Source organism: Nocardia sp. NPDC004604, assembly GCF_040609795.1.
In the GTDB taxonomy this organism is placed as follows: Bacteria; Actinomycetota; Actinomycetes; order Mycobacteriales; family Mycobacteriaceae; genus Nocardia.
Genome location: NZ_JBEXLC010000059.1, coordinates 16,827 through 42,996 on the forward strand (window position 1 = coordinate 16,827; position 26,170 = coordinate 42,996).

Below are 26,170 nucleotides of genomic sequence, written 5' to 3' on the forward strand. Positions count from 1 at the left end.
CACTACTTCAGACCGGGATTCTCCGCGTACACCTCGCGCAGCACCGACAGGTCGAACAGCTGGTCGGCCTTGATATCGATCTTGGCAGTGCGCAGCGCGGCGATATTCTGCTCGATCAGCTGATCGGTCATGGTCAGCAGGCCGTTGGCGGTCGAATCCGCCGATACCACCAGGCCGTTCTGCGCGGTCGCCTCCTTGGTCTGCTCGGATAGATCGAGCTTCTGATCCTTGCCGTACACCTCGACCGCGAGCCGGGCGGATTCGGCCGGATTCGCGACCGCGTCCTTCCAGCCCTTGATCTCGGCGATCAGGAAGGCCTTCAGCTTGTCGCGCTCCTTATCGATGGTGGACTGCTTGACCGTCAGGGTCTCGGCGACCAGCGGCAGGTTGTAGTCGGCGAAGAGGAAGTTCGTATTCTCGAATCCCTTGGCGGTCAAGGTGATCGGCTCATTGGTCACATAGCTGACCCAGCCGTCGACTTCGCCGTTGGCCAGTGGTGTCGGATCGTATTGCGCGGGCACGACGGTGACATCGCCCGGCTTCATACCGTTGGCGCTCAGCAGGGCATTGAAGATCAGCTGGTTGGTGTCCTGCACACCGATCTTGCGGCCCTTCATATCCTGCGGCGTCTTGATCGGCTTGGCGGCCGAGCTGACGATGCAGAAGGGGTTCTTCTGATACGTGGTCGCGACGATCTTGGCGGGCAGGCCCTCCAGGATGGCGGGCGCGGTGGTCTGCGGCGCCGAGGTGCCGAGCCAGACCTTGCCGGTGTCCAAGCCCGCCTCGACCGAGGTGCTCGCGGCGCCACCGGCGACCAGATTCACCGAGCCGAAGCCGGCCTCCTTGTAGTAGCCCCTGGAATCGGCGAAGTACTCGCCCGCGAATTCGATGTTCTTCAGCCAGGACAGCTGGATCGCGACGGAACCGTACTTGGATCCGTCCGCCACCGACCCGCCGGAGGAGTCTTTCGAATCATCGCCACATGCGGCCAATAGGCTCGCACCGCCTAATGCGGCGCCAGCCAGCGCGGAGTAACGAAACAGGGATCGCCGGTTCAGGTTCGGCCCGAACGAAGAGCGTTGCACGGGTGTCATGGGCCGAATCTAAGGGGATTCCGTTTCAATTTCTTTACTTTGACGTTCCGAGTGCTGATTTGCGAAAAACTAACCGGTCAGCGGCGGCCCGCCTCGGGGCCGAAGCGGGCGAGCACCAGATTCTCGATGACGCCGACGATCGCGTACAACAGCACCGAGACGATGGTCACGATCACGATCGAGGCCCACAGTTTGTTGTACTGGAATGTCGGGATGGCGCGAATCAGGCTGGCCCCCAGCCCGGTTCCGCTGCCCAGCCACTCCCCGAGCAGCGCGCCGATCAGCGCGCCCGGCACCGAGATCCGCGCCGCCGCGAAGACCGAGGGCAATGCGGCGGGGACGGCGACCATGCGCAGCCCGGTCCAGCGGGACCCGCCGTAGGCGGCCACCAGATCCATGGCCTGACGCGGTGCGTTGCGCAGTCCGGCCATGATCATCACCAGCGCCGGAAAGAACACCACGATCGCCGCGAGCACCGTCACACCGGCCAGCCCGCGCCCGAATACCAGCACAATGATCGGCGTCAGCGCCACCAGCGGCACCGACCGCAACAGCATGGCGACCGGCATGAACGTCTGCTCGACCATCGAGAACGAGACGAACAGTGCGGCCACCACGAGCGCCGCCAGCATGCCGACGCCGAATCCGATGGCGGCATCGCGCAGGGTGATCTGCAGATCGTCGAGGATCGCCTGTCGTGCGGCATGTGCGCCCGCGGAGTCGAACAGGTACTTCCAGACATCGGTCGGCGTCTTGCCGACCCGCGGCCCGACCTGCGGGAATGCCTTCAGGAAGACGTACCAGATCACCAGCATGAGCAATAGCGCGGTGGCCAGGGGGAACAGGAAGCGGCCGAGACGGATCAGCACGTCGAACGTCCCGGCGGCGGCACTGCGCTGGGGCCGCGTGCTCTCCGCAACGGCCGTGGTCACCTTGTCCATCGGCGCAAGTTCGTCAGCCATGGCACTCCTCCGAACTGGCCCCGCAGCGGAGCGGGGTCTCGCACTCTTCTGCCCGCCGGGCACCCCCTGGCCCGACGCGCGCCAACTCACCGCCCGGATTCATCGGGCGACTGCGCGCGCGGGGCGCCAATTGTGCGCGGCTCATCTCGCCTCCTGCGCGGTCCACGGGGTCACCAATCGGGCGACCGCCGCGACGATCGCGTAGCCGAGCCCCGCGAGTGCGGCGGCGGCCAGTGCCATCCCCCAGGTGCGCGGCACGTTATATGCGGTTTGCGCGGCGGTCAGTGCGACGCCGATGCCGCTGTCCACGCCGCCGAGGTACTCACCGATGATCGCGCCCAGCACGGCCGAGGGCGCGGCAATCTTCAACGCCGCGAACATATTCGGCAGCGCCGCGATCGCCTGCACCCGGTAGAGCTGTTGCCAGCGACCGCCGCCGTACGCCCGCACCAGATCGAGGCTGGCGACATCGGCCGAGCGCAGTCCGGTGACGGTGCCGACCATGGTGGTGAAGAAGCAGTACATCGCCGCGAGAAAGACCGTCGGGGTGCGTCCGCCGAAGACCACCAGGATGATCGGACCGAGCGCGAGCAACGGGATGCAGTAACTGAGGATGGCCAACTGGGTCGCCAGCGGTTCGATCCACGGGACCAACACAATGAGGAACGCGAGCCCGATGGCCAGCGCATTGCCCCACACGAATCCCTTGAACGCGCCCAGCGCGGTGATCCGGAAGTTGGGACCGTAGAGATCCCAGCCGTCGGTGTACATGGTGTGTAGGACGGTCCACGGACTGGGGATCGTGCCGCCGGCGACCTCCATCGCGGCCAGCAGCCACCACACCGCGACCAAGCCGAGGACGCCGATAAGTCCACCGATCCTTTTCATGACGCGCCCCCTTGTCGGCGGGGGCACACCACCGCGCGCGGCGGCTGATGTCGACCGACCCGCTGCCACCCTGGGCGTGCGTGGGCCAGGCATCTGGTCAGGTCATGCGATCGCGGTTCTCGGTTGTCATTCATGCCCACACCTCACGGACCGTTCCGGGCGGGCGCTATGCGATTTACTCATGCGACACCGCCCTTGCCGGACTTCCCGAACAGCAACTCCGATAGGTAGTCGTGCAACTTGTGGAATTCCGGGGTGCGCATCATCTCGGGCGTGCGCGGGCGCGGCAGATCGATCTTCACCAACTCCAGCACCCGGCCCGGCCGCGGACTCATCACCGCGACGACATCGGAGAGGAACACCGCCTCCGCGATGCCGTGCGTGACCATGAGTGTGGTCGCGGGCTTCTCGGTCCAGATCCGCAGCAGTTCCAGATTGAGTCGCTGCCTGGTCATATCGTCGAGTGCACCGAAGGGCTCGTCGAGCAACAGCACGGTCGGCTTCACGACCAGGGCGCGCGCAATCGAAACACGTTGGCGCATACCGCCGGACAGCTGCGCCGGTTTGGCCTTCTCGAACCCCTCCAGCCCGACCAGCTCGACCAGATCCGCGATCAGCCCCGGATCCGGGGAGATGCCCGCGACCTGCAATGGCAGCTTGATATTGGATTCGACCGACCGCCACGGCAGCAGCGCCGAATCCTGGAAGGCGATGCCGAGTTCATGGCGGCTGCGCAGCTGGGCGGGGGTCTCACCGTCGATGAGTGCCTTGCCCGCGGTGGGGGTCTCCAGTCCGGCCAGGATGCGCAGCACCGTCGATTTACCGCAGCCCGACGGGCCCAGCAAGGACAGGAACGCACCCTGTTCGGTATGCAGATCCACCGTGTCCAGCGCCTGCACTGTCTTCCTGCCGACCCGGAATGTCTTCGTCAAACCACTGATGTGGATGCCCGTCCCCCCGGTGGGCTCCTCGGTACCGCTCGCCATCATGACCAAAACACTAGGAGCAGGTCGTTGCACGGATATTGCGAATCGCCACCCCAGATTGCGCAATCGTTACGTGGACCGGTCCGCCGCAGCCAGGAACGCCCCACTCGTGTGGCGAGTTGAGCCCGACCCGACCTGGCGAATCTGGCGTGATCGCGCGCGACCGAGCATTGCCGGATCGAGACGGATCAGACGGCAAAGAATCGTTCCATCATCGGCACATCGGAAATATGAGTGTCGATGGTGGCGATTTTGCCTGCGCGACAGGTGAAGACGATGGCGAGCCATTCATCCAGATCAGCGTCGGGTCGGTGGGCGGTGTTGTGCACGGTGACGGCAATGCTGCGGTAGCCGATGTGCAGGTGCTGCGGCTCGATGGTGATCTTTGCCGCGGTGATCGCTTGTGCCCGCTCGACCACGGCAGCGGCGCCGTGGGCCTCGCCGGAAATCCGGCTTGTCCCGGGCAGCGTCCATACGACGTCCGGTGCCAGTACCGTCTCTAGCGCGCTCCAGTCCTCGGCACCGACCGCTTGCAGGAACTTCTCCACCACGCCGGCGTCGTGCGATTCGGTCACCAGGAATCACCCTCTGTTCGATAGTTCGAGATATTAGAACTATCGAACAGTAGCACTTCGAATGTTCGAATACAGTAGAACCGTGGCCGCCCTCCCTCACCCCGATCGCGCACAGCTGCGTTTGGACGACGTGCTCGCCGCCATGGGACATCCGCTGCGGTTACGCATCGTCCGGGCATTGGCGTCCGGGGAGGAGCGCAGCTGCGGAACAGTGCTACCGGACGGGTCCGAGGTACCGAAGTCCAGCGCCAGCCATCACTGGCGGGTGCTGCGGGAGGGTGGAGTTGTGCGGCAGCGCCGGGAAGGCCGCTACCTATTGGTGTCGCTTCGTCGCGAGGACCTCGAAGCACGCTTCCCCGGCCTGCTGGACGTCGTTGTCGAATCGGAACACTCGACGAACCGAGACTGAGACCGACACCGTCGTCCTGCAGACTCTCTTCGATCCGGTTGACACCTTCGCCCGGTACCCCCACCGCCGGGTCCGAGATCTCATCACCCAACAGTCCGATCACGCCGCAGTTCTGGACTCACCACATCTATTGAGATTCCACGGAATCTGGCGTCTCGATTGATCTGGCGAACCCCAGGTCATCGAATCAGGCATTCGCCACTTCAATTGAGGCAGGACAGCAGGCGCCGGGTGATGTGCGGGCACTGGTAGGCATTTCGATCCGGGTGCGTCGAATTCACGGGTTGGGATGAGATGTCGACCGACTCGGGTTACAGCGGGGGTGAACGCATTCGCTGCGCTGCTGGACGCCAAGCTGGATATCGCGGGCTCGGAGATTCTTTGGCGGGAGGTTATCGGCAATGGCTTCGGGCTGGCGGCGGCTGTTGGCGGGATGCGGCGGCGGGTGTGGGCGTGGCCGATCGGGGTCGCGGGCAATGCGCTGTTGTTCACTGTGTTCGTCGGTGGAGTCTTCAATACTCCGCAGCACCTGAATATGGCGGGGCAGGCCGGGCGGCAGTTGATGTTCATCGCGGTCAGCGTGTACGGGTGGTGGAGTTGGTATCGGCACGCGCGCGCCGAAACCGGACTCGAACACCGTGGTGTCGTGCCGCGCTGGGCCAGCGGGCGCGAACGCCTGCTGCTGGTCGCCGCGATGCTGCTCGGCACGGCCGCGTTCGCCCAACTGTTCGCGCTGATCGGTTCCTATGGGCCATGGGCGGAGGCCTGGATTTTCACCGGATCGGTCCTGGCGACCTACGGCATGGCACGCGGACTCGCCGAATTCTGGCTCATCTGGATCGCCGTCGATCTCGTCGGCGTGCCGCTGCTGCTGAAGGCGGGCTACTACCCGTCCGCGACCCTCTACCTGGTCTACGCGGGCTTCGTCGCCTGGGGCTTCGTGGTCTGGGTGCGGACCATGCGCACACCAGCGGCACCTGTGGCAACCGAACTCACTCCGGCCCGAAATTAGTTTCGCAACCTCCGATGAATCGGCGCCGCGGCGCCGGTATGTATCCGCACAACCCATCGGAGGAGTGCATTCACGATGAAAATGACTGTTGGGCAGCGCTGGGTACTGGCGCTGACATCACTGGCGGCACTGATGATCACGCTCGACGCACTGGTCGTCACCACCGCATTGCCTGCGATACAGCGCGAACTGCATGCATCGATCGCGCAGTTGGAATGGACCATCAATGCCTATGCCCTGAGTTTCGCGGTGTTGCTGATGGCGGGCGCCGCGCTCGGTGAACGGTACGGCCGCCGACGCGTGCTGATGGTCGGGCTGGTGCTGTTCGGCGCGGCATCCGTCGGGTGCGCGCTGGCGCCGAGCCTGGGGTGGTTGATCGCGGCGCGTGCCGCACAGGGCATCGGCGCGGCCGCGGTGATGCCGGTGGCGATGTCACTGCTATCGGCGGCATTCGGGCCCGAACAGCGGACGCGGGCGCTCGGATTGTTCGCGGCCGTAACCGGTTTGGCCACGCTCGGCGGGCCGCTCGTCGGCGGCGCGGTGGTGCAGGGGCTGGCCTGGCAGTGGATCTTTTGGCTGAACCTCCCGATCGGCGCGGTGCTGGTGCCGCTGATCGCCACCCGGCTGAGCGAAAGTTCAGGTGCGGCACGCGCATTGGACTATCGGGGTATCGCGTTGGTGAGCGTCGCGGCATTCGGATTGGTCTGGGGTCTGGTCCGGGGCAATGAATCCGGTTGGGCCAGTGGCGAAGTCATCGGCGCGTTCGTGGCGGGAGCGGTGGCGCTGGCCGGGTTCGCGCGATGGGAGCTGCGTTCTCCCGCGCCGCTGATTCCGATGCGTTTCTTCGGATCCCGTGCGTTCTCGGCGGGCAATACGGTGGGATTCCTGCTGTTCGCCTCGATCTTCGGCGGCGCGTTCTTCTTCGCCCAGTTCCTACAGTTGGTGCAGCACAATGGGCCACTGGGTGCGGGTCTGCGGTTGGCGCCATGGACGGTGACGCTATTCCTGGTCGCACCGATCGCGGGTAAGCAGGTCAACAGATTCGGCGAGCGACCGCTCATTGTCACCGGATTGCTCATGCAGGCCATCGGCTACGGCTGGATCGCCCTCACGGCTTCCCCCGAACTGCCGTATCCCGAGCTGATTCCGCCGTTCGTGATCTCCGGTATCGGCGTATCGATGGCCATCCCGGCGGCCCAGAGTGCCGTGCTCCGCGCCGTCCCGCTACCCGCCATCGGCGCCGCCTCCGGCACCTTCAATACCCTGCGCCAACTCGGCGGAGCCTTCGGCATTGCCGTGCCCGCAGCGGTTTTCGCGACCATCGGCGGGCTGGATTCGGAGCAGGCGTTCAGCGACGGTTTCGTCGGCGCGATCGGCACCGCCGCCGCACTCGCACTGGCCGGGGCCGCGATCGGCCTACTGATTCCCCGCGGCGCGCCGACACCGCAGGACATCCCCGCCGACAACACCGACCGGATCGGAGCAGCCTCGTGACCAGCACCGATCACCGCATATCCGCGGTAGATTGTCCCCCTATGACGGTCGCTGCGGATTTCGCCGCGCGCACAGCGTCATTGCGGCCCGAGCTGCTGGCGCACTGCTATCGGATGCTCGGCTCGATCCACGATGCCGAGGATCTGGTGCAGGAGACGATGCTGCGGGCCTGGCGCTCGGCCGACCGCTATGACGAACAGCGCGCCTCGCTGCGCACCTGGCTGTACCGGATCGCCACCAATGCCTGCCTGACCGCGCTCGAACAGCGCGGCAGGCGGGCCCTGCCCACCGGACTGGTCGGTCCGAGCGACACCCTGATCACCAAACCGCAGAAATATCCCGAAATCCCCTGGGTGGAGCCGATTCCCGACGCCCTATTGGGAACTTCGGCCGACGATCCGGCGACCGTGGTCGCCGCCCGCAGCGGCATCCGGCTGGCGTTCATCGCGGCGCTGCAATATCTGCCCGCCCGCCAGCGCGCGGTGCTGATCCTGCGTGACGTGCTCGCCTGGTCCGCGGCCGAGGTCGCCGACTTGCTCGAAACCTCCACCGCCGCCGTCAACAGCGCACTGCAGCGCGCCCGCGCCCAATTGGAGAAGGACGCCCCGATGATCGACCTGATGTCGGAATCCCTGAGCCCGGACGAACGCGCCATGATCGATCGGTACATGGCCACCTTCGGCAATGCCGAAATGGCCGAATTCGCCGAACTTTTGCGCGATGACGTGGTGCTCGAAATGCCGCCCGCCCTGCTCTGGTTCACCGGACGCGCGGATGTGGTCGCATTCTTCGCCGATAAATGCGGTTCGGCACCGGACCGCTGGCGCGGCATACCGACCTCGGCCAATACCCAGCCCGCCGTGGCCTACTACGAACGCGACGACAATGACATCTACCGGGCACACTCCATCCATCTGCTCACCCTGCGCGAGGCAGCCATCGACCGGATCACCGTCTTCGTCGACGCCACCCTCTTCCCGAGCTTCGGACTACCCGTGATCCTGTGAATCCGCACTCATCGGTGTTTCAGGACTTCGGCGTCCCCGCCACCTCGGCGAACACCTCGATGCTCGGGACGTCTTCCTTTTCGCGGGGCAGCAGGATGTTCGACTGATTTGGCGGCAGTCCGACGATAATGACGAACTACATGAAACATGGCTTGCCACTGGCGAGTTCGATGCAGTGCAGCAGAAATTTCTGCTGAACTTCGATCAGTCGCTCGGCCCCAGTGATTCAACGAATGTCATACCGACAAACTGTTCTTCCTCAGCAAGGATGCGTCGCTCTCGGCGGGGGTACGTCGCTCTCGGCGGGGGTACGTCGGTGAACGTGGTTCAGTTCGAACTCGTGTTCGTGATCGTCCTGCCGGTCCCGGTAATCGCGACGATCTTCTGACCATCCGACGACGCCGAATGAAATATCAACGACAGAACCAACTTTCAAGACCGACTGCTCGCCGAGCGTAGTCATATGGTTGGCAAAGCCGCCTGGGCGACCACCCTTCGACTACGCTCGACCGACTCCCGGACCTGCGCTCGATACGGCAGGAGCTATCTGGACGCGGCAATAGGTAGCCATGTCGCTGAATGTGTTGTGTGTATTTACGCGGGCACCACGCCGACCCGATGAGCCAACCGGCCGAGGTCGCCGGTAGTCAGGTCCCGCCGCGCCGAGCGCATCATGTGCCCGACGAGTTCGCGGACGTGAGTCATGCTCCGGACATGTTGCGGCCCGACGTGTTCGGCCCGCAACAGCGCATACAGCGACTCCCGATAGTTGCGCTGTAGCGCGTACGCACGGCCGATCTCGACGAAGTACTGAGCGCGGCGGCTCGGTGCCTCGATTGCGTCCGGTGCGATCAGCGGGGCGAGCTCGAGCACGCGGCCTGCCTCGCGCTTCTCCATTGCCGCCGACATCCGCCACAGCACCACGTTCTCCGGCCCGAATGTCGGATTGCGCATCATCGACGGTCCCGGTTCGGCCTCGGTGAGGCGGTCTGCGATCTCTGCGGCCTCGGCAAAATGGCCGTCTGTCTCCTTGCCGAGCGCGGCCCCGGTCAATGCGCTCTGTAGGTGGAGCATCCCGTACGTCTCCAGCTCACCACGCGACGCGACCGACGATTGCAACTTGTCCGCCGACGATTCGGCACAACCGAGCGCCGCTGACATCGCCCCCGGACGCGACAGCAACACCTGGCTACGCGCAAACGCGGCCGCCGCGTGCCCTGCGGTGTCGTCGGTGTGCTGGGCAGCCTGCTCGATCGCTTGGGCCGCTGTCCAGGCCAGCGCGCCATACCCGCGCACCCGTAGCGCGATGGCGGTATCGAACGCAACTGACGCGAGTATGTTCCACGCAGCCACCCGGTCGGCCTCCGACACAGTGTAGGTGTGCTTGTAGCTCTCGATAATCAGCGGGGCCAGCATCGGACCTAGCGTCACGAAGTCGCACGCGAGGCGAGTCCGGCAGACTTGCCGCGCCGCTTCGGCCAACTCACCGAGCGGGCGCGGCTCGCTGTCGTGGGTAGCATGTCCCCCCATCCACAACGCTGTCTCGATATCGCCTATGCAGGCGTGGAACATTGCGGCCGATGGGTCGACCTGTTCGAGCGGATGCCCGGTCAGGTCCGTGATCCGCACGCCGAGCGCCGCCGCGAGCGCGTAGAGCGTCCGACGCGAGTCGATCGGCCGTTCGCCGTTCTCGTACTTGGCAATAGCGCCGCGAGACAACCCGGCCCGGTCGGCAAGTACCTGCTGCGACATCCCGCGCCGGGCGCGGACGGCGCGAACCTGACGGCCTACATAACGACTGTCATCTGACTGGAAGTCGCTCATATCCCCACTGTCCCACAGCGGGACGTGTTGCGGCAGTTGCGCTGTCAAGGTTCGTGTTCAGCCCCGCCGCGGGGTCGATGCGATGTCCCCGGCGGCGGGAGCTCGCCAAATGACCAGGGGATGAAGGGCAGGGGAATGGACGCGCTCGGATGGATGGACCCGTGTTCGCCGACACCGCAATGGGACGCGGCTCAGGTGCGCCGGTTGGCGCGGCGGTTGGGGTACGCGCTGTGCTGGGCCGACGCGGGTTCGGTGCTGGGGCTGGTCGAGCAGGTCACCGCATCGGGGATCGATGTGGTGCTGTTGCCGTCGTCGGCGCATGTGGACGCGGTGACGCTCGATCGGGTGATGGCGGTTGCGGATGTCGAATGTGCCTGCCCGCGTGCGTCGTTCGGCCGCTGGTCCGCGCTCGGCGGCCTGCGCCGGTGAGCGCGGACCAGATCGGGCTCGTATTCGTGATCGGCTTACCACTCGCGGTCGTCGTCGCAATGATCTTCTGGCCGTCCGACTACGACAACTGAAAAGCCGTGGCAGCGCCCGGGGGCCCGGCCGACTCACAGTCCCCGATGTTCCGAAGGTGCGGCATCGGGGGGCCGGATCGTCGGTGGGCCCTGAGAGGATGCCCGCGAACGTTGTCGAACATGGGAGAAGTGCATGACGGACAAGACTTTACGGGTCATCAGCGAGCTCATGGGTTCGGTGCCGCCGGCGGGTTCATTTGCGGCGCGTCGGACGGGGTCGGCGGAGAACCTGGTGATCGAGGTAGACGGGGTGGGGCCGATCCGGTTGCCGGTGACGCCGGCTCAGGCGCGGCGACTGTGCGAGGTCGCGCGGCCGGCGCGGTATGGTCTGCGCGAGCAGACCCTATTGGACGCGAATGTGCGTGACACATGGGAGGTTCCGCGGGACCGGGTAACGGTCGACGAGCGGCAGTGGCGCGAGACGTTGCTGCCCATGGTGGACATACTGCGGGCCGAGCTAGGTCTGGCGCCGGACTGCGAGTTGTCGGCGGAGCTGCATTCGATGCTGGTGTATGAGTCGGGACAATTCTTTCAGCGCCATCAGGATTCGGAGAAGGCCGACGGCATGATCGGCACGTTGGTGGTGACTCTGCCTTCGGCGTTTACCGGCGGGGAGCTGGTGATCGAGCAGCAGGGGACGAAGGTCACCGACCAGGGTTCGCCGGAGGAGCTGTCCTTCGTCGCGTTCTATGGCGACTGCGAGCATGAGGTGCTGCCGGTCACCGACGGTTTCCGGATAACGCTGACCTACAACCTGGTGGCGAAGGGGCGTACCGGCCCGGACGCCGCCGCTTTCGCCATGCATCCGTCGGTCGCGTTACTGGCCGAGCAGTTACGCGCGCATATCACCACGCCGGTGGAATTGCCGACGTGGCGTTCGCACCGCGAACCGGCGAAACGCCCACCTCATCAACTCGTCTACCTGCTGGATCATCAGTATTCCCAGCACGGATTCGGGTGGGATCAGCTCAAGGGCGGCGATGCTGCCCGTGCTGGGATGATGCTCGCGGCGGCCGACATCGCGGGATACGACACGTCGTTGGCGCTCGCGGAGGTCGAGGACACCTACGAGGAGGATTACACCTCGTGGATGGGGATCTATCGTCAGCGTTGGGAGCGCGTTGAGGACGGGTGGAAATGCGTCGAAAGTGCTGACATGGACTTCGATGAAGACGGGGAAATGGTGGAGCCTGTGCCCGATGACCCCGCGCGCCTTCCGGTGCGCTCGAGCCTTCCTTTGGTCCCGGGATCGGAAGATCTCGGCGAGCTGCGCTGGTCGACCATCACATTGACGTGGCTGATCGACCGGTCAGGGACGGCCGGTGAGCCCGCTGTGCGGCAAGTCTGGGATGAGGAGTTGTGTACGGGCGAATCGAAGTCGACGCTGGAGCCGTTCGCGTCGGAAATCGAGGGTTACATGGGCAATGAAGGAAACACCGCCAATTTCTGGTATAGGCGCGCGGCGATCATCATCCGGTCCCGTCAATAGAACGGCCCGGCAAGCAATCCCCGGCGTCATCTTTCGACGCGAGACGACCTGTCAGCCACGGGCTGACGAGTCGGCGGGCGGCCTCTGCCACTGTTCGGCCGGAGCGTGGTCCGCTGGACACTCCAGATCCTTCAGTCCGAGGATGATCACCCAGCTGGTACCAGCGTCCCGGCGTATGCAGCAGCTCTAGTACCTGGTCGAGCGACGGCGGCGATGTCACCTCGGCGCAGACGGCTCGGTGGACGTCAGATGCGATGACATCGCTGCCAGGGTCGATCGCATCGACAACCTTTGCCCGAGCCGGAGGACGGTGCCCACCGGGCTGCGCACTCACACGATGTCGACCCGAACCCCCGCCGCCCGAATCAGCGCCACCGCATCCGGATTCGCGTCGGTATCGGTAACCAGCACGTCGACCTGCTCGATGCCGCAGATGCGGGCCAGTGCTGAGCGTTCGAGCTTGTCGGCGGTCGCGACGACCATTACCTGACCCGAGCGCCGCACCATCTCGGTCGTCACCCCGGCTTCGTCGATATGGCGACACTGCGCACCGCCCTCGGCGGATATCGCGTTCACCCCGAGGATCAGTGCGTCCAAACGCAATTCGGCCAATGCGCGTTCGGCCAGCGGGCCGTGCAGCTCATAGGATTCGCGCCGGGCCACACCGCCGAGCACGATGGTGCGCATATGGGGGCGCAGGACCATTTCCCCGGCGATATTGAGTGCGTTGGTGACGATGGTCAGCTGATCTCCGCTGGCATTCGCCAGATCGGTCCGTCCGGCCAGTGCGCGCGCCACCGCCGTGGTCGTGGTGCCGCCGTTCATCCCGACCACCGCGCTCGGTTCGATAAGTCCCGCAGCGTGTTCGGCGATCCGCTGCTTGGCTTCACCGCCGCCCTGCCGGTAGCGGGCGGGCAGTTCGTAGGCGATCGACGTCGCGACGACGCCGCCGTGGGTTCTGGTCGCCAACTGCTGTTCGGCGAGCGCGGTGAAATCGCGGCGCACCGTCGCCGGTGATACGCCGAGGCGCTCGGCGGCCTCCTCTACCGAGAGCCGCCCGGAATCGGCGAGCAGTTCCAGCAGCCGGTTCCACCGCTGCGGCCGATCCGTCGGTCCGGTCATCTCACACCTTCCCGGCCACGCGGGTGACCTGCTGTTTTTCCGTGCACGCAAATAATCTGACCACAGGCACGCGCCGACCGTAGAGATTCGGTCGCCGTATTGCCAAGCCGGACACCCACATCACCGCGCCCGCAATCCGTCGAGCACGACCTCGACGACCCGATGCACGGCCGCCGCATACGATTCCCCCGCTCGGGTATAGATCTGCAGGGTCATCAGCGCCGCGACCTCGCCCGGCTCGATATCGGCGCGCATCACGCCGTCCTCCTGCGCCTGCCTGGTCATCCGCGAAATCAGCTCGACAATCCGCCCCCGCACCTCGTGCAATCGCGGATCCGCCTGAATCTCGGCATGCAGATTGGGTTCTATCGCCGCGGCCAGCCCCCCGACCCGCCGCTGCGCACAGTCGTGCAGAAACCGGGAAAGCGCGGGCCATGCCGCACCCTCCTCGGCCAACGCGGTGGCCGCCGACTGCGCCAGATCCGCGAGGTAGGACTGGGCGGTCTCGGCGATCAGCGCATCCCGGTCGGGAAAGTGCCGGTACAGCGTGCCGACACCGACACCGGCCCGGTCGGCGATCTCCTTCATGGGCACATCGACGCCCTGCTCTCGGAACGTCACCAGCGTCGCGGCGATGATCTGGTCCCGATTATTCCTGGCATCGGCCCTCTTCAGCGCGGCCGTGACCCTCACCTCCCAACTAAGTGGACGAAATCCTTCCGCTTACTGTACGCTCTCCATTAACCGGACGAAATTCGTCCACTTAACCGAAGGTGATGTCATGAACAAGACGGTGCTGATCTCCGGCGCGGGTATCGGTGGATCGACGCTGGCGTACTGGCTGGCCGAGCGCGGCTTCCGCGTGACCGTGGTCGAGCGGGCCACGGGCCAGCGCTCGAGCGGGAATCCGGTCGATGTGAAGGGGCCCGCCATCGATGTGGTCGAGCGGATGGGCATCATGGCGCGCCTGCGGGCCGCGAGTTCGGCTGTGTCCCAGATGAATTTCGTCAATGCCAGCGGCCGTCGGGTCGCGCGCGTCGATCTGAAGGCATTCCAGGGATCGGCGGGCGACCGCGAAGTCGAGGTCCCCCGGGCCGATCTCGCCGCGATCCTGCTCGACGCCAGCCGCGACAATGCCGAATTCCTGTGGGGCGACACGATCACCGGACTGAGCCGGCACGCCGACGGCGTTGATGTCACCTTCGAAGACGCCCAACCCCGCCGCTTCGACTTCGTCATCGGCGCGGACGGTCTGCATTCCACGGTGCGGCGCTTGACCTTCGGCGACGAGTCCGAATTCGTCCGGCATATGGGCATATACATCGCGACGGTGCGGATCGATGAGCCATTCGGCAGTGACCGGGAGGTGCTCATCTACAACACACCGGGACGGGCACTGTCCGTGCATCCGACGAACGGGCAGGCGCTGGCGGCATTCATGTTCCGACACAGGGGCGTACCTGGATTCGACCACCGCGATAGCGAACTGCACAAGCGGCTCGTCATCGAGGCATTCACCGATCAGGGCTGGCGCGTCCCCGAATTGCTCGACCGGGTGCGCGATACCGATGACCTCTTCTTCGACTCCGTCAGCAAGGGCGAGCTGTCGCGGTGGTCGGAGGGACCCATCGCACTGCTCGGGGATGCCGCGTCCTGCGTATCCCTGTTCGGCGACGGCTCCACCCTCGCGATCGCCGGTGCGTACACCTTGGCCGAGGAACTGGCGGCCACACCAGGGGAGCACGAGGCCGCGTTCCGGCGCTACGAGACCCGGCATCGGGTGTTGGTCGATCCCAAACTCAACGGTGTCGCCACCGCGGCATCGATGCTCATTCCGGCGACGAAAGCCGGTATCGCACTGCGCAATACCGCGACTCGCGTCATCCCCGCCGTCACGGCGATTCGCAACAGGATGCGGCAGATCGCGTGAACGGAACCGGCGCCGATGAATTGCGCGAGAACGAGGAATTGCAGATGGTGCCACCGTTTACCGGCGCGCAGTCGATCCGGTCCGAGACGACGGGCAATGGGAATTGCGACGGAGCGACCGGGCGCCGAATCAGGTCAGCCCGAGACCGGAATTCACGAAATGCGCTATCTCCTCGCATATTTCATCCAGCGATACCTCGGCATCGGGCAGAGTGGTCCGCGCCAGCTCCTGGGCCAGCGAATTCACCGCCCCGATCACCGCGAGTGCGAACAGATCGAAGCGCCGGGACTTGATCTCGCCCCGCTCGACAGCGCGTTCTGCCTCGCTGATCAGCAATGATGACAGCAGACGCCGCTGCCGTCCGCGCCAGTCCTCGACCGCCGGACTGACACCGACGACCTCGACATAACACACCCGCGCCGACCGTCGATCCGCACAGGTCACCTCGAGATAGGCACGGAAACTATCGCCGACCCGGGCGGAAAGCGGTTGTCCCGCCGTCCGCGCCATACTTTCCAGCGACCGTTCGACCGCATGCGAGGTAATGCGATTGACCAGTGCGATCAATAGTGCCTCGCGGCTGCCCATATCTTCGTAGAAACTGCGCGTCGAGACATTCGCGACGGTACACAACCGCTCGATCGAGGTGGCCGCATATCCTTGGGTGCCGAATAATTCCAGCGCGGCATCGATAAGTCGTCCCTGCCGCTGGGCCACCCGCTGCTCCTTGGAAAGCCCGCCGTAGCTGCGGCCCTCCCTTGGTTCGTCATCCTGCCGTGCCACGAATTCGATGCTACCGGGCGGAAGCGCCTACCCCGGGCCGCGGACATCCTGATGAACGCTATGTCCGCGTCCTGATGGCCCGACCAGTGCCATGGGCGGCAACAGGTAAAGCAGTTGCCACGCATCGACATTCAGCTACACCAGCCCTACCCCCGACTCGGACGGCTGGCTCGCAACACGAAACGGCGGGTGGCACATGGCCACCCGCCGTTTCCGTGCGGTTACTTGACGCTGCCCGCGGTCAGCCCCGCAACCAGGCGCTTCTCGATGAATGCGAACAGGATGACCACCGGAACGATGCCCACGGTCGAGATGGAGAAGACGTACTGCCAGGCCGTGTCGTACTGCCCGACGAATTTGGTCAGTGCCACCGACAGCGGCTGATTCTCCGGAGTGGTCAGCACCACCAGGCTCGCCGCGAACTCGTTCCAGCAGGCCACCACGACGAAGATCGTCGCGGTGACAATGCCCGGCCACACCAGCGGCAGGCTCACCCGGACCAGGATCTGCCAGCGACTCAGACCGTCGAGCTGGGCGGCCTCCTCGATCTCCACCGGTACGGCGGCGAAGAAGCTGTGCAGGATCCACACCGCGAACGAGAGGTTGAATGCCGCGTTCACCAGGATCATCGCCAGCCAGGTGTCATTGATGCCGAGGGTGAAGAACTCCCGGATCAGGCCGGTCACCAGCACCGTCGGCTGCAACATCTGGGTCACCAGCACCAGCGCGAGGAATACCGCCCGGCCCGGAAACTTGTGCCGCGCCGTGTAATACGCGGCCGGAATCGCGACGACCAGCACCAGCGCGGTGGCACATACCGAGATGATGATGGTGCTCGCCAGATTGAACGGCAGCGGCGTCTCCGGGGTGTTCCACATGGTGGCGTAGTTGTCCGGATGCCATGTCTCGGGCAGATAGGTCGGTGGGATGCGCAGGATTTCCGCGCGGCTCTTGAGCGAGCCGAGCACCATCACCACGAACGGGGTCAGGAAGATAACGGCCAGCACCACCCCGACCGCGGTGAGTTCCCAGCGCCGCCGTCGCGTCCGTCCGCTCGGCGCCTCGACAACCGTGGTGTCCGGCGGGATTTCCACACCGTCGATGTGTATATCCGCCTGCGTGGTCATCGGCTCACCTCGCCTCGGTAGGTACACGTCAAGCCCGAATAGGTGCTCATCAATCCACCTGCTGCGTCGGCTTGATGATCTTCACGTAGATCGCGATGATGACCACGATCAGCCCGAAGTTGAGCACGCTCATGGCGGCGGCGGTATCGAGCTGTTGATTCTGCCGAATCAGCTTGAAGGTCAACGTCGTTGTCGTATCCGCACCGAAGCCCGCGATGCTGCCGGTGATCACCTGGAGAATGGGCAGCGAGTTGAACACATTGATGATGTTGATAATGGTCGCCACCGCGATCGCCGGACGCAGTTGCGGCAGGGTGAGATACCGGTAGCGCTGCCAGGCGCTGGCACCGTCGACCCGGCCCGCCTCATCGATCTCGGCCGGGATCGATTGCAGACCAGCCAGAATCGTGTAGGTGGTGAACGGAATCGAGACGAAGACCGCGACACCGATCGCCACCAGGAATGCGGGCGTCGGCTGTTTGGTGAAGCCGTAGCCGCGATCCAGCAGCCCGATATCGACCAGGAACCGGTTGGCGATGCCGACATCCGGATCGAGCATGTAATAGAAGATGGTCGTGGTCATGACCACCGAGGCCGCCCACGGCACCAGGATCGCCATGCGCACCGCGGTGCGTCCCGGGAAATCCTTGTTCAGGAACTGCGCGAGCCCGGCCGAGAGCACCAGGGTGATCAGCACCACGCTGACCACCCAGACCACGGTGTGCGCCAGCACCGATCCCAATTCGCTGATATCGAACAGGTTTCGGTAATTGGCCAGCCCGGCCGGACCGCGGTCCTGCCCGTAGGCGCTCAGATCCCGGGTGCTGGTCCAGACCATATAGCCGACCGGGAACGCGACAATGGCCGCGATCAGCACCAGGGCGGGCCCGATCCACGGGGCCGCCCGCAGCGTCGAATTCTTCGCTATCCGCACCCGAACCGCTCCACTCGATTGGCGGCCCACCCGGGCCCCTGCGTGGTCAAGCGCCCCACGCTACTTCGTTGCTTCCTGAATACGCTGCAACACCTGGCTCGGGTCCACACCCTGGGCGATGGTGCCCATCTGCTGATGCATGGCGCCCTGCGCCAGGGCCCACTTCGGGTTGTTGCTCGGATAGAACTTGGCCACCGGCAGGGTCGCCGCGAAGGCCTTGGTCACCGGGTCGTCGGCGAGCACCGTGGTGGCACTGGTGGTAATCGGGATGAAGTGCTCGTTCTTGACGAAGTTGGAGTACACATTCGCCGAGTAGAAGAAGTCGAGGAACTTCTTGATCGTCTCGGCCTTCTTGCCGTCCTTCTTGAAGGCCATCAGGTGATCGGCCACACCCAGGGTGACGGGTGTGCCGTCCTTGGTCGGTGAAGGCGCGGTGCCGTACTTCAGATCCGGATTCTTGTCGGCGATCTGGGCGATGGTCGGCGGCAGACCCTCGATCATGCCGATCTTGCCCTGGATGAAGGCATTGATGACGTCCTTGCGGTTGGTCGCACCCGGATTCGGCTGGGTGACCCCGGCATCGATGATCGCGCGCATGGCCTTGACACCCTCGAGGTTCTGTGGGGTGTCCACGGTGATCTTGTCGCCCTCGGACCAGTTGCCGCCCGCCCCGAAGGTCCACAGCGAGGTCTCGGCCTGCGATTCCTCACTGCCCAGCGGCAGGCCGTAGCCGGAGATGTCACCGCCGAGCGCCTGGATCTTCTTGGCGGCATCGGTCAGTTCGGCCCAGGTCTTGGGCGGCGTGGTCACTCCGGCCTTGGCGAAGAGGGCAGTGTTGTAGAACAGGGTGCGGGTCGAGGCGAACAGCGGCATGGCGTACTGCGTGCCGTTCAGCGAGGCATTCTTGGCGAAGCCGGGCTGCACGTCCGCGAGCACGTTCGGCGAGACCACCTCGGACGCGGGGTAGAGCATGCCGTCACCGGCGAAGCTGGCATACGCGTCGATATTCAGCAGGTCCGGAGTGGTGGAGGTGGACTGCAGCTTGGTCTTCACCACATCGTTGATCGAGTCCCACGACTCCAGTTGCAGGTTCACCTTGTAGTCGGGGTTCTGCTTCTGGAAGTCGTTGATGATGCGGTCCCAGAGCGCCTTGGTGCCGTTGGCGCCGTCGCTGTAGCTGGGGGCGAGGAAGTTGATCGTCTTCTCCGAGTCGGCCGAGTCTTTGGAGCCGAAGCCGCAGGAGGAGACGGCGAGCGCGAGGCCGGTAACCATCGCGATCCCCGCGAGTACGCCGTGGAGGGATCTTTTCACGAGCAGAACCTTTCAAATTTTCACTCCGGGCGTGACTGAACCGCCGATGATGGAGCGAACGAATCGACTGACCAACAATCTAGACCCCATAGTGATCACATGTGACTGATTCGCTCGTAAATTTGACATGAACGATCACATGGGGTGATTCTGTTGTCGTGCCGATCTCCGCTCACTCCACCCCCGTGACTCATCTGGCCGCCGAAGTCGCCACCCAGCCCGACGACTGGGTCCGCGCCGAGACCATTGCCGCCGAAAACCGCGCCGTACTGCCCCAACCGGGCGAGCGCGTCGCCGTCATCGGTTGCGGCACTTCGCTGTTCATGTCCCGCGCCATCGCGTCACTGCGCGAGGCCGCGGGCCAGGGCCTGACCGACGCCTGGCCCGCCAGCGAGGTCCGCGGCGGTCGCGATTACGACCGCTACCTCGTCATCTGCCGCTCCGGCACCACCACCGAGGTGGTCGATGCCATGCGGGCGATCCCGGACGACATTCCGCGCACCGTCATCTGCAGCAGTCCGGGCACCCCGGTGCTCGACCTCGGCGATGCGATCCTGATCGACGAGGTCGACGAACAGTCGGTGGTGCAGACCCGCTTCGCCACCACCACACTGGCCATCCTGCGCTGGCATCTGGGCGAGGACCTGCGTCCGGCCATCGAGCAGGCGCGGGCCGTACTGGCCGAAGACCCCGCGCAGGCCTTGGCCGCGGTGCGCCGGGCCGAGCAGATCAGCTTCGTCGGGATGGGCTTCGCGGCCGCGATCGCCGAGGAGGCGGGGCTCAAACTGCGCGAGTCCTGCCAGTCCTGGACCGAGTCCTACCTGCAGACCGAATACCGGCACGGACCGATCAGCATCTCCGCGCCGGGCCGGGCCGTCTGGGCCTTCGGGCCGCTGGTCCCGAATTTCGCGGCCGATGTGGCGGTCACCGGGGCCACCTTCGAACACCGCGATATCGACCCGATGGCCGATCTGGTCCGCGTCCATCAGCTCTGCGTGCTGCGCGCCGCCGACCAGGGTCTGGATCCGGACCATCCGCGCAACCTCAACCGTTCCGTCGTGCTGGATCAGTGATCGGCCGGTAAACGGGAACTACTGTGCCGAAGATGGGAACCGAACAGCCCCCGACCACCGTGCACCGCGACGATCTCGCGGACCGCACGGATGCGGTGCGCTCGGCGGTGCCGGACGCCGCAGCGACGCCGGGACCGGTTGTGGTACCGCCGCAACCGGTCCCGGTGTTGGGCGAGGATCTACTGGTGCTCGGACTCGATGTCGGCGGCACCACCATAAAGGGCGAGATCACCGACGCCTCCGGTACGGTGCTGGCCGCCGGCGTCGTGGCCACACCGCAGGGTGCGGCCGCCTTCGAAACCATGGGCGCCCTCGGCGATCGGTTGCTGGCCGAGTTGACCGATGACCAGCGTGATCGCGTCGCGCGCGCGGCCGTACTACTGCCCGGCATCGTCGACCCGGTCCGCTCGATCGCGGTATTCAGCAGCAATGTCGGCTGGCGCGATGTGCACATCGGCGATCGGTTCACCCGCCGCTGGGGCATGCCGGTGCTGATCGAACACGATGTCGCGGCGGCCGGATGGGCCGAATGGCGCTATGGCGCCGGACGCGGGCACGACGATGTCTGCGTGGTCATTCTCGGCACCGGCATCAGCGGCACCCTGTCCGTCGGCGGCCGTCTGGTGCGCAGCGGCTACGGGCAGACCGGCGAATACGGCCATATCCCGGTTCGGCATGCGGACGGATTGCGCTGTCCCTGCGGCAATATCGGCTGCGTGGAAACCGTCGCATCGGGCGCCGCGATCGCCCGCGCCTACGCGCAGCGCACCGGACACGAAACGGCGAGCGCGGCCGATGTCTTCGCACTGCTCGATACCGATTCCGATGCCAAAGCCGTAGTCGGCGAGGCGATCAGCGCGCTGGCCGATGGACTGCTCGGCCTCATCCACGCGGGCTGTCCGGAGTTGATCATCCTCGGCGGCGGACTGGCCGGAGCCGGAGCCGCCCTCACCGAACCACTGCAGCACACCATTGCCGAGCGCCTGCGCGTCGTACCGGCACCGCGGGTGGTGCTCGGCGAGTTCGGCGCTCGCGCGGGACTCATAGGTGCGGCCCTGTTCGCCAGGCAGGGAGCTCTCAGATGACCGGCATTGGTGCGAGCGCGGGTCGAGCGGAAGCATCCCCGCTCGAGATCCGCGGACGGATCGTATCGGCGACGTCGGAATTCGACGACGGCGTGGTGTCGGTGCGAGCCGGGCGGATCGATCGGGTATCCGCGCTCGCGGACTGGATTGCCGCGCATCCGGATTCGAGCGTGCCGCCATTTTCGGGCACCGTACTGCCCGGACTTGTCGACATACACAACCACGGCGGATTCGGGCACCGGTTCGATACCGTCGACGCCGATGAGGCGCGCGCGGCCGCCGAATTCCATCACACGCACGGATCGACCACGGTGCTGGCCAGCGTGGTCACCGGCGCCGCGGCGGATATGGTCGCGCAGGTCGCGACGCTGCGCGAACTGGCCGTCGACGGCACCATCGCCGGAATCCATGCCGAGGGACCGTTTCTGGCGGCGGCACGGTGCGGCGCGCAGGATCCCCGATATCTGCGCGATCCCGATCTCGAGCTGACCGATCGACTCCTCGCGGCCGCCGACGGTGCGCTGCGGATAATGACGCTCGCCCCGGAACTGCCCGGATTCGACAAGGTGGCCCAACGTCTTTCCGATAGCGGTGTGGTGGTGTCACTGGGCCACAGTGATACCGATTTCACCCGCTTCCAGCAGGCCATGCGCCCCCATGGCTTCGGCACTCTGGTCACTCACCTGGCCAACGGGATGCCGCCGCTGCACCACCGAGACCCCGGTCCGGTGGCCGCGGCGCTGGTTGCCGCGGCGCGGCGGCAGGCCGTCGTCGAATTGATCGGCGACGGTGTACATATCGACCCCGGTTTCGGTGCATTGGTTTTCGCGACCGCCCCCGGACAGGTCGCACTGATCACCGACGCGATGCAGGCCGCGGGCATGCCCGATGGCGAATATCGGCTCGGCCCGCAGGTTGTCCGGGTCACCGATGGCGTGGCCCGGGTGGCCACCGGATCCATCGCGGGCGGCACCGCGCACCTCCTGAAATGCCTCATCTGGGCGGTCGACGCCTGCGGTGTGCCGCTGCGCGACGCTGTGCTCGCCGCCACATCGGTACCGGCCGCCGCCGCGGGATCGACCGATGTCGGCGACCTCCGTGCCGACCTGTTCGCCGACTTGGTGATAGTCGATGACAATCTCCAGTTGCGCCGGGTGCTCAGACGTGGACAGTGGTTGACGTGATCCTCACCGTGACAATGAATCCCGCCTATGACATGACCTACCGCGTGGAGCACTTCGAGCGCGGCCAGGCGCACCGGGTCCGCTCGGTCGAACAGCGCCTCGGCGGGAAGGGCATCAATGTGACGCGGGTGCTCAATCAGCTGGGAAAGTACGCTCGGGCAACGGGTTTCTCCGACCATGCCTTCGCGGCCGCCGCCGAACTGGAGATGCCGGTCGATTTCGTGCACGCACTGCCCTGGGTCCGGCGCACGGTGGTGATCAGCGAATCCGGCGACGGCACCGCGACCGCATTATGGGAGCCGGGCGCACGGGTCTCGAATCCGCATGCCGCCGAACAGCTCTCGGTCCGAGTGGCCGGAATGCTGCCCGATATCAACGGCCTGGTCATCTCCGGATCACTGCCGGGCGGCATCGCGCCCGGCCTGCCCGCGGAAATCGCGCGCACCGCCATTACCGCGGGCGTGCCGACCATCTGTGATGTCGACGGCGAAGCACTGCGCCTGGCCGCCCAGGTCCCCGGCATCATCCTGATGCCGAATACCGAAGAGCTGGAACGTCTCACCGGACGCGTCCCGGTGACCCCGGATGAGGTCGCCACGGCCGCACGGCCGCTCATCGAGAGCGGCGTGCGCGCCATTATCGCCACCCGCGGTGCGGAGGGCATGGTGGTGGTCACCGCCGAGGGCGCGTGGTCGGCCGTACTGCCCGAACCGCTCGCCGGAAATCCCACCGGTGCGGGCGATGCCGCGACCGCCGCGGTCATCGCGGCCCTCTCCGATGCGGATGGCCTGCCGGACTGGTCGGCCATCCTCGTCGATGCCGTGGCCACCTCCGCGGCCGCGGTCGTCATTCCGGTCGCCGGTGAGATCGACCGCTGCCTGCGCACCCGCATCGCACCCACGGTGGTCGTCGAACGACTAACCACCCCACAGGAGAAACCCGCATGACAGCCAGACCCGTCCCGGACCTGATCACCGCCGCCCGCCCCGGCGGCCTCGGCGCCTTCAATGTGATCACGCTCGAGCACGCCGAGGCCATCGCGGCAGCCGCCGAAGCGGCGAAACGGCCGGTGCTGCTCCAACTTTCGGAAAATACCGTGCACTACCACGGCGCCCTGGCCCCGATCGCACTCGCGTGCCTGCGCATCGCCGCCGACAGCACCGCCGATATCGCCGTACATCTGGACCACGCCACCTCGTTCGAACTCATCCGCGCAGCTGTCGAACTCGGCATCCGCTCGGTCATGTACGACGGCTCCACCCTCGACTACGCCGAAAATGTCTCCGCCACAGCCGATATCACCCGCTGGTGCCATGACCGCGAGGTCTTCGTCGAAGCCGAACTCGGCGAGGTGGGCGGCAAGGACGGCGCACATGCGCCGGGGGTGCGCACCGATCCGGACGAGGCGGTCGAATTCGTCGCGACCACCGGCGTGGACGCCCTGGCCGTCGCGGTCGGCTCCTCGCACGCCATGCATACCCGCACCGCCGAATTGGATAATGACCTGATCGCCCGGCTGGCCGCGAAGGTGCCGGTCCCGCTGGTACTGCACGGGTCCTCCGGTGTCCCCGACGCGGGACTGCGCGCCGCCGTCGAGCACGGCATGACCAAAATCAATATCGCCACCCGGCTGAATGTCCTTGCCACCGAGGCGATTCGGACCACCTTCGCCGACGGCCCCACGATCGTCGATCCCCGCAAGTACCTGAAACCGGCACGCGCAGCGATCCGGTCAGAGGTCGAGCATCTGCTGCACGTGCTCGCCGGATAGACCTCACCACTCGGGGGGAAGTACGGGCAGCCATCGGCGATCAGTAATGATAGGCTGAATTGCTCTTAGTTTAGCTAAAGGTTTGCTGTCCGTTCGAGCTGTATCACCTGATGAAGGAATAACAACTCCATGGCTGTCATCCTGCAATCAGGAGAACAGCGCGCTGTTGGTGTGGGGACGCAGCAGAAGGCCCCGCACAAGTTATCGCTCAGTGCCGCAATCGTATTCGCATCCCTGTCCATCGGCGCCTGGCTGGTGTTTCTACGGCCGAACTGGCAGATGTACTGGCACCAAATAGATCTACAGGTCTATATGTGGGGCGGTACCGTCGCGGCGACGCATCCGACGTTGCTGTACGACGGCCGCGGCCCACTCGGCCTGCCCTTCCTCTACCCCGTATTCGCCGCGTGGATCTGTGCCGAACTCTCCCGCTTCCCGATCAACTACATCGGGACCGGGGTCACGATTCTGACGATGACGTCGCTGTTCGTGAGCGTGTGGAGCGCCGCGCGGCTGCAGCAGCTCCGGCGCGGACCAGGTTTGCTCGCGATAAGCATCGCGGGCACCGGGGCCGCGATCTGGTTGGAGCCGGTCCAGCAGACCCTTCGATTCGGCCAGCTCAGCGCGATCCTCATGGCATTGGTGCTGGCGGATCTGGCCATCCCCAAGGAAAGCCGGTATCGGGGCATTCTCATCGGCATCGCCACGGGATTGAAGCTGACACCCGCGGTCTTCATCGTCTACCTGTTCATCACCCGCCAGTACCGCGCCGCCGCAACGGCCGCCGCGACCTTCGCCGCGACGGTCGCGATCGGCTTCTGGTACCGGCCGCCCCAGGCGCTGCAGTTCTGGACGACGACCACGACCTCGCAGAACCGAATCGGCTTCGCCTATGTGCAGAATCAGTCGATCAATGGCATGTTCGGCCGTCTGGAATGGTCGACCTGGGACGACACCACATCCTCGTTCGTCTGCGCCGGTCTGCTCGCACTCGCCGGAATCGCGGCGGCGCGCATCGCCCACCTGCGCGGTGACGAATTGCTCGGTGTACTGCTCGCGGCCACGGTAATGCTGCTGGTCTCGCCGATTTCCTGGACCCACTACTGGGTATGGATCGTGCCCGCGCTGCTGTGGGTGATCCACGCGCTGCGCCATCGCTCGCTCGCCATCCGGATCGGCATTCCCGCGGTCATCTATCTGTTCGTCTTCGCGTGGCCGCTACAGGTCGATCGGGTCGGATCATGGGATCCGGAACTGCCACTGCTGCCCCAGGGGCTGATCTGGCTGGTACCGCAGACCGAAGGTCGGGAATTCCGTTGGACGCCATGGCAATTCCTGCTCGGCGATTCCTACACCCTGCTCGCCACCATCGCGCTCGTCGCCGCGATCGTCTGGCTGCTCCCGCTGAAGCCGCGGTCACCGCAAGCCTCCGACGAGGTTATTGCGGACCGGCGGCGCGAGCGAGGGATCGACGCCGCCGGTCAGCGGAAAGACGGTCCGAGCAGTGAACCGCCGGGGTCGAACGAATTGGAAGCCGTGGGGTAAGGCTCTGTCCGCGGAGCCCGCTTCCGTTCGCCGACATCGTCATA

General features: G+C 65.5%; 25 protein-coding genes. 13 read left to right on the forward strand and 12 right to left on the reverse strand.

Annotated elements, in window-relative coordinates; genetic code table 11:
- Positions 1 to 2: 2 nt before the first annotated feature.
- The 5 genes from ABZW16_RS21760 to ABZW16_RS21780 all read right to left on the reverse strand — a co-directional run bounded on the left by ABZW16_RS21760 (position 3) and on the right by ABZW16_RS21780 (position 4,505).
- The gene (locus ABZW16_RS21760) at positions 3 to 1,094 is read right to left on the reverse strand and encodes an ABC transporter substrate-binding protein (RefSeq protein WP_354957764.1); all 1,092 of its coding nucleotides are present in this window, start codon (positions 1,092 to 1,094) and stop codon (positions 3 to 5) included.
- Positions 1,095 to 1,171: 77 nt separating this feature from the next.
- Entirely contained in the window at positions 1,172 to 1,909 is a 738-nt protein-coding gene (locus ABZW16_RS21765; RefSeq protein WP_354957801.1) for an ABC transporter permease subunit, read from the reverse strand.
- Positions 1,910 to 2,197: 288 nt separating this feature from the next.
- Positions 2,198 to 2,944, reverse strand: coding sequence for an ABC transporter permease subunit (locus tag ABZW16_RS21770; RefSeq protein WP_354957765.1), 747 nt, complete (start codon positions 2,942 to 2,944; stop codon positions 2,198 to 2,200).
- A 179-nt stretch (positions 2,945 to 3,123) separates the two neighbouring features.
- Positions 3,124 to 3,933, reverse strand: a complete 810-nt coding sequence (locus tag ABZW16_RS21775; protein WP_354957766.1) for an ABC transporter ATP-binding protein — start codon at positions 3,931 to 3,933, stop codon at positions 3,124 to 3,126.
- A 185-nt stretch (positions 3,934 to 4,118) separates the two neighbouring features.
- Positions 4,119 to 4,505, reverse strand: a complete 387-nt coding sequence (locus ABZW16_RS21780; protein WP_354957767.1) for a nuclear transport factor 2 family protein — start codon at positions 4,503 to 4,505, stop codon at positions 4,119 to 4,121.
- Positions 4,506 to 4,587: 82 nt separating this feature from the next.
- Here ABZW16_RS21780 and ABZW16_RS21785 point away from each other — a divergent pair, with 82 nt between their 5' ends.
- From ABZW16_RS21785 to ABZW16_RS21800, 4 genes are all read left to right on the forward strand, one after another.
- Complete coding sequence (locus tag ABZW16_RS21785; protein WP_354957768.1) at positions 4,588 to 4,914, forward strand: metalloregulator ArsR/SmtB family transcription factor; 327 nt, start codon at positions 4,588 to 4,590, stop codon at positions 4,912 to 4,914.
- A gap of 322 nt (positions 4,915 to 5,236) precedes the next feature.
- Positions 5,237 to 5,926, forward strand: a complete 690-nt coding sequence (gene pnuC, locus ABZW16_RS21790; RefSeq protein WP_354957769.1) for a nicotinamide riboside transporter PnuC — start codon at positions 5,237 to 5,239, stop codon at positions 5,924 to 5,926.
- Positions 5,927 to 6,001: 75 nt separating this feature from the next.
- A complete protein-coding gene (locus ABZW16_RS21795) occupies positions 6,002 to 7,420 on the forward strand; it encodes a DHA2 family efflux MFS transporter permease subunit (protein WP_354957770.1) in 1,419 nt (472 codons plus the stop codon).
- Positions 7,421 to 7,461: 41 nt separating this feature from the next.
- Positions 7,462 to 8,427, forward strand: coding sequence for a sigma-70 family RNA polymerase sigma factor (locus tag ABZW16_RS21800; protein ID WP_354957771.1), 966 nt, complete (start codon positions 7,462 to 7,464; stop codon positions 8,425 to 8,427).
- A gap of 594 nt (positions 8,428 to 9,021) precedes the next feature.
- Here the strand turns inward: ABZW16_RS21800 and ABZW16_RS21805 are convergent.
- Positions 9,022 to 10,251 carry a helix-turn-helix transcriptional regulator gene (locus tag ABZW16_RS21805; RefSeq protein ID WP_354957772.1) on the reverse strand — a complete coding sequence of 410 codons (1,230 nt, stop codon included), beginning with the start codon at positions 10,249 to 10,251 and terminating at the stop codon, positions 9,022 to 9,024.
- A 120-nt stretch (positions 10,252 to 10,371) separates the two neighbouring features.
- Between ABZW16_RS21805 and ABZW16_RS21810 the strand changes: the two genes are divergently transcribed.
- Together ABZW16_RS21810 and ABZW16_RS21815 are read left to right on the forward strand one after the other, a co-directional pair.
- Entirely contained in the window at positions 10,372 to 10,680 is a 309-nt protein-coding gene (locus ABZW16_RS21810; protein WP_354957773.1) for a hypothetical protein, read from the forward strand.
- Positions 10,681 to 10,905: 225 nt separating this feature from the next.
- Positions 10,906 to 12,261 carry a 2OG-Fe(II) oxygenase gene (locus tag ABZW16_RS21815; RefSeq protein ID WP_354957774.1) on the forward strand — a complete coding sequence of 452 codons (1,356 nt, stop codon included), beginning with the start codon at positions 10,906 to 10,908 and terminating at the stop codon, positions 12,259 to 12,261.
- A gap of 330 nt (positions 12,262 to 12,591) precedes the next feature.
- On the opposite strand, the gene ABZW16_RS21820 is transcribed toward ABZW16_RS21815, so the two are convergent.
- Together ABZW16_RS21820 and ABZW16_RS21825 are read right to left on the reverse strand one after the other, a co-directional pair.
- Positions 12,592 to 13,383, reverse strand: coding sequence for a DeoR/GlpR family DNA-binding transcription regulator (locus tag ABZW16_RS21820; protein ID WP_354957775.1), 792 nt, complete (start codon positions 13,381 to 13,383; stop codon positions 12,592 to 12,594).
- Positions 13,384 to 13,503: 120 nt separating this feature from the next.
- The gene (locus ABZW16_RS21825; protein ID WP_354957776.1) at positions 13,504 to 14,076 is read right to left on the reverse strand and encodes a helix-turn-helix domain-containing protein; all 573 of its coding nucleotides are present in this window, start codon (positions 14,074 to 14,076) and stop codon (positions 13,504 to 13,506) included.
- A gap of 88 nt (positions 14,077 to 14,164) precedes the next feature.
- Here ABZW16_RS21825 and ABZW16_RS21830 point away from each other — a divergent pair, with 88 nt between their 5' ends.
- Positions 14,165 to 15,313, forward strand: coding sequence for an FAD-dependent monooxygenase (locus ABZW16_RS21830; protein WP_354957777.1), 1,149 nt, complete (start codon positions 14,165 to 14,167; stop codon positions 15,311 to 15,313).
- A gap of 129 nt (positions 15,314 to 15,442) precedes the next feature.
- Here ABZW16_RS21830 and ABZW16_RS21835 read toward each other — a convergent pair whose 3' ends face one another.
- The 4 genes from ABZW16_RS21835 to ABZW16_RS21850 all read right to left on the reverse strand — a co-directional run bounded on the left by ABZW16_RS21835 (position 15,443) and on the right by ABZW16_RS21850 (position 19,468).
- A complete protein-coding gene (locus tag ABZW16_RS21835; protein ID WP_354957778.1) occupies positions 15,443 to 16,096 on the reverse strand; it encodes a TetR/AcrR family transcriptional regulator in 654 nt (217 codons plus the stop codon).
- Between the two features lie 221 nt (positions 16,097 to 16,317).
- Entirely contained in the window at positions 16,318 to 17,223 is a 906-nt protein-coding gene (locus tag ABZW16_RS21840) for a carbohydrate ABC transporter permease (protein ID WP_354957779.1), read from the reverse strand.
- A gap of 49 nt (positions 17,224 to 17,272) precedes the next feature.
- The gene (locus tag ABZW16_RS21845; protein WP_354957780.1) at positions 17,273 to 18,157 is read right to left on the reverse strand and encodes a sugar ABC transporter permease; all 885 of its coding nucleotides are present in this window, start codon (positions 18,155 to 18,157) and stop codon (positions 17,273 to 17,275) included.
- A gap of 60 nt (positions 18,158 to 18,217) precedes the next feature.
- A complete protein-coding gene (locus ABZW16_RS21850) occupies positions 18,218 to 19,468 on the reverse strand; it encodes an extracellular solute-binding protein (RefSeq protein ID WP_354957781.1) in 1,251 nt (416 codons plus the stop codon).
- Positions 19,469 to 19,626: 158 nt separating this feature from the next.
- On the opposite strand from ABZW16_RS21850, the gene ABZW16_RS21855 reads away from it, so the two are divergent.
- The 6 genes from ABZW16_RS21855 to ABZW16_RS21880 all read left to right on the forward strand — a co-directional run bounded on the left by ABZW16_RS21855 (position 19,627) and on the right by ABZW16_RS21880 (position 26,126).
- The gene (locus tag ABZW16_RS21855; protein WP_354957782.1) at positions 19,627 to 20,541 is read left to right on the forward strand and encodes a sugar isomerase; all 915 of its coding nucleotides are present in this window, start codon (positions 19,627 to 19,629) and stop codon (positions 20,539 to 20,541) included.
- Positions 20,542 to 20,573: 32 nt separating this feature from the next.
- Positions 20,574 to 21,626 (forward strand): ROK family protein, encoded by a 1,053-nt coding sequence (locus ABZW16_RS21860; protein ID WP_354957783.1) that lies wholly within the window; start codon positions 20,574 to 20,576, stop codon positions 21,624 to 21,626.
- A complete protein-coding gene (locus tag ABZW16_RS21865; protein WP_354957784.1) occupies positions 21,623 to 22,810 on the forward strand; it encodes an amidohydrolase family protein in 1,188 nt (395 codons plus the stop codon). The genes ABZW16_RS21860 and ABZW16_RS21865 overlap by 4 nt, the downstream gene beginning before the upstream one ends.
- The gene (locus tag ABZW16_RS21870; protein WP_354957785.1) at positions 22,807 to 23,757 is read left to right on the forward strand and encodes a hexose kinase; all 951 of its coding nucleotides are present in this window, start codon (positions 22,807 to 22,809) and stop codon (positions 23,755 to 23,757) included. Before ABZW16_RS21865 ends, ABZW16_RS21870 begins: the two co-directional genes overlap by 4 nt.
- Positions 23,754 to 24,581 (forward strand): class II fructose-bisphosphate aldolase, encoded by an 828-nt coding sequence (locus ABZW16_RS21875; protein ID WP_354957786.1) that lies wholly within the window; start codon positions 23,754 to 23,756, stop codon positions 24,579 to 24,581. Before ABZW16_RS21870 ends, ABZW16_RS21875 begins: the two co-directional genes overlap by 4 nt.
- Positions 24,582 to 24,710: 129 nt before the next feature.
- On the forward strand, positions 24,711 to 26,126 hold the full coding sequence (locus tag ABZW16_RS21880) for a glycosyltransferase 87 family protein (protein WP_354957787.1): 1,416 nt from the start codon (positions 24,711 to 24,713) through the stop codon (positions 26,124 to 26,126).
- Positions 26,127 to 26,170 lie beyond the last annotated feature (44 nt).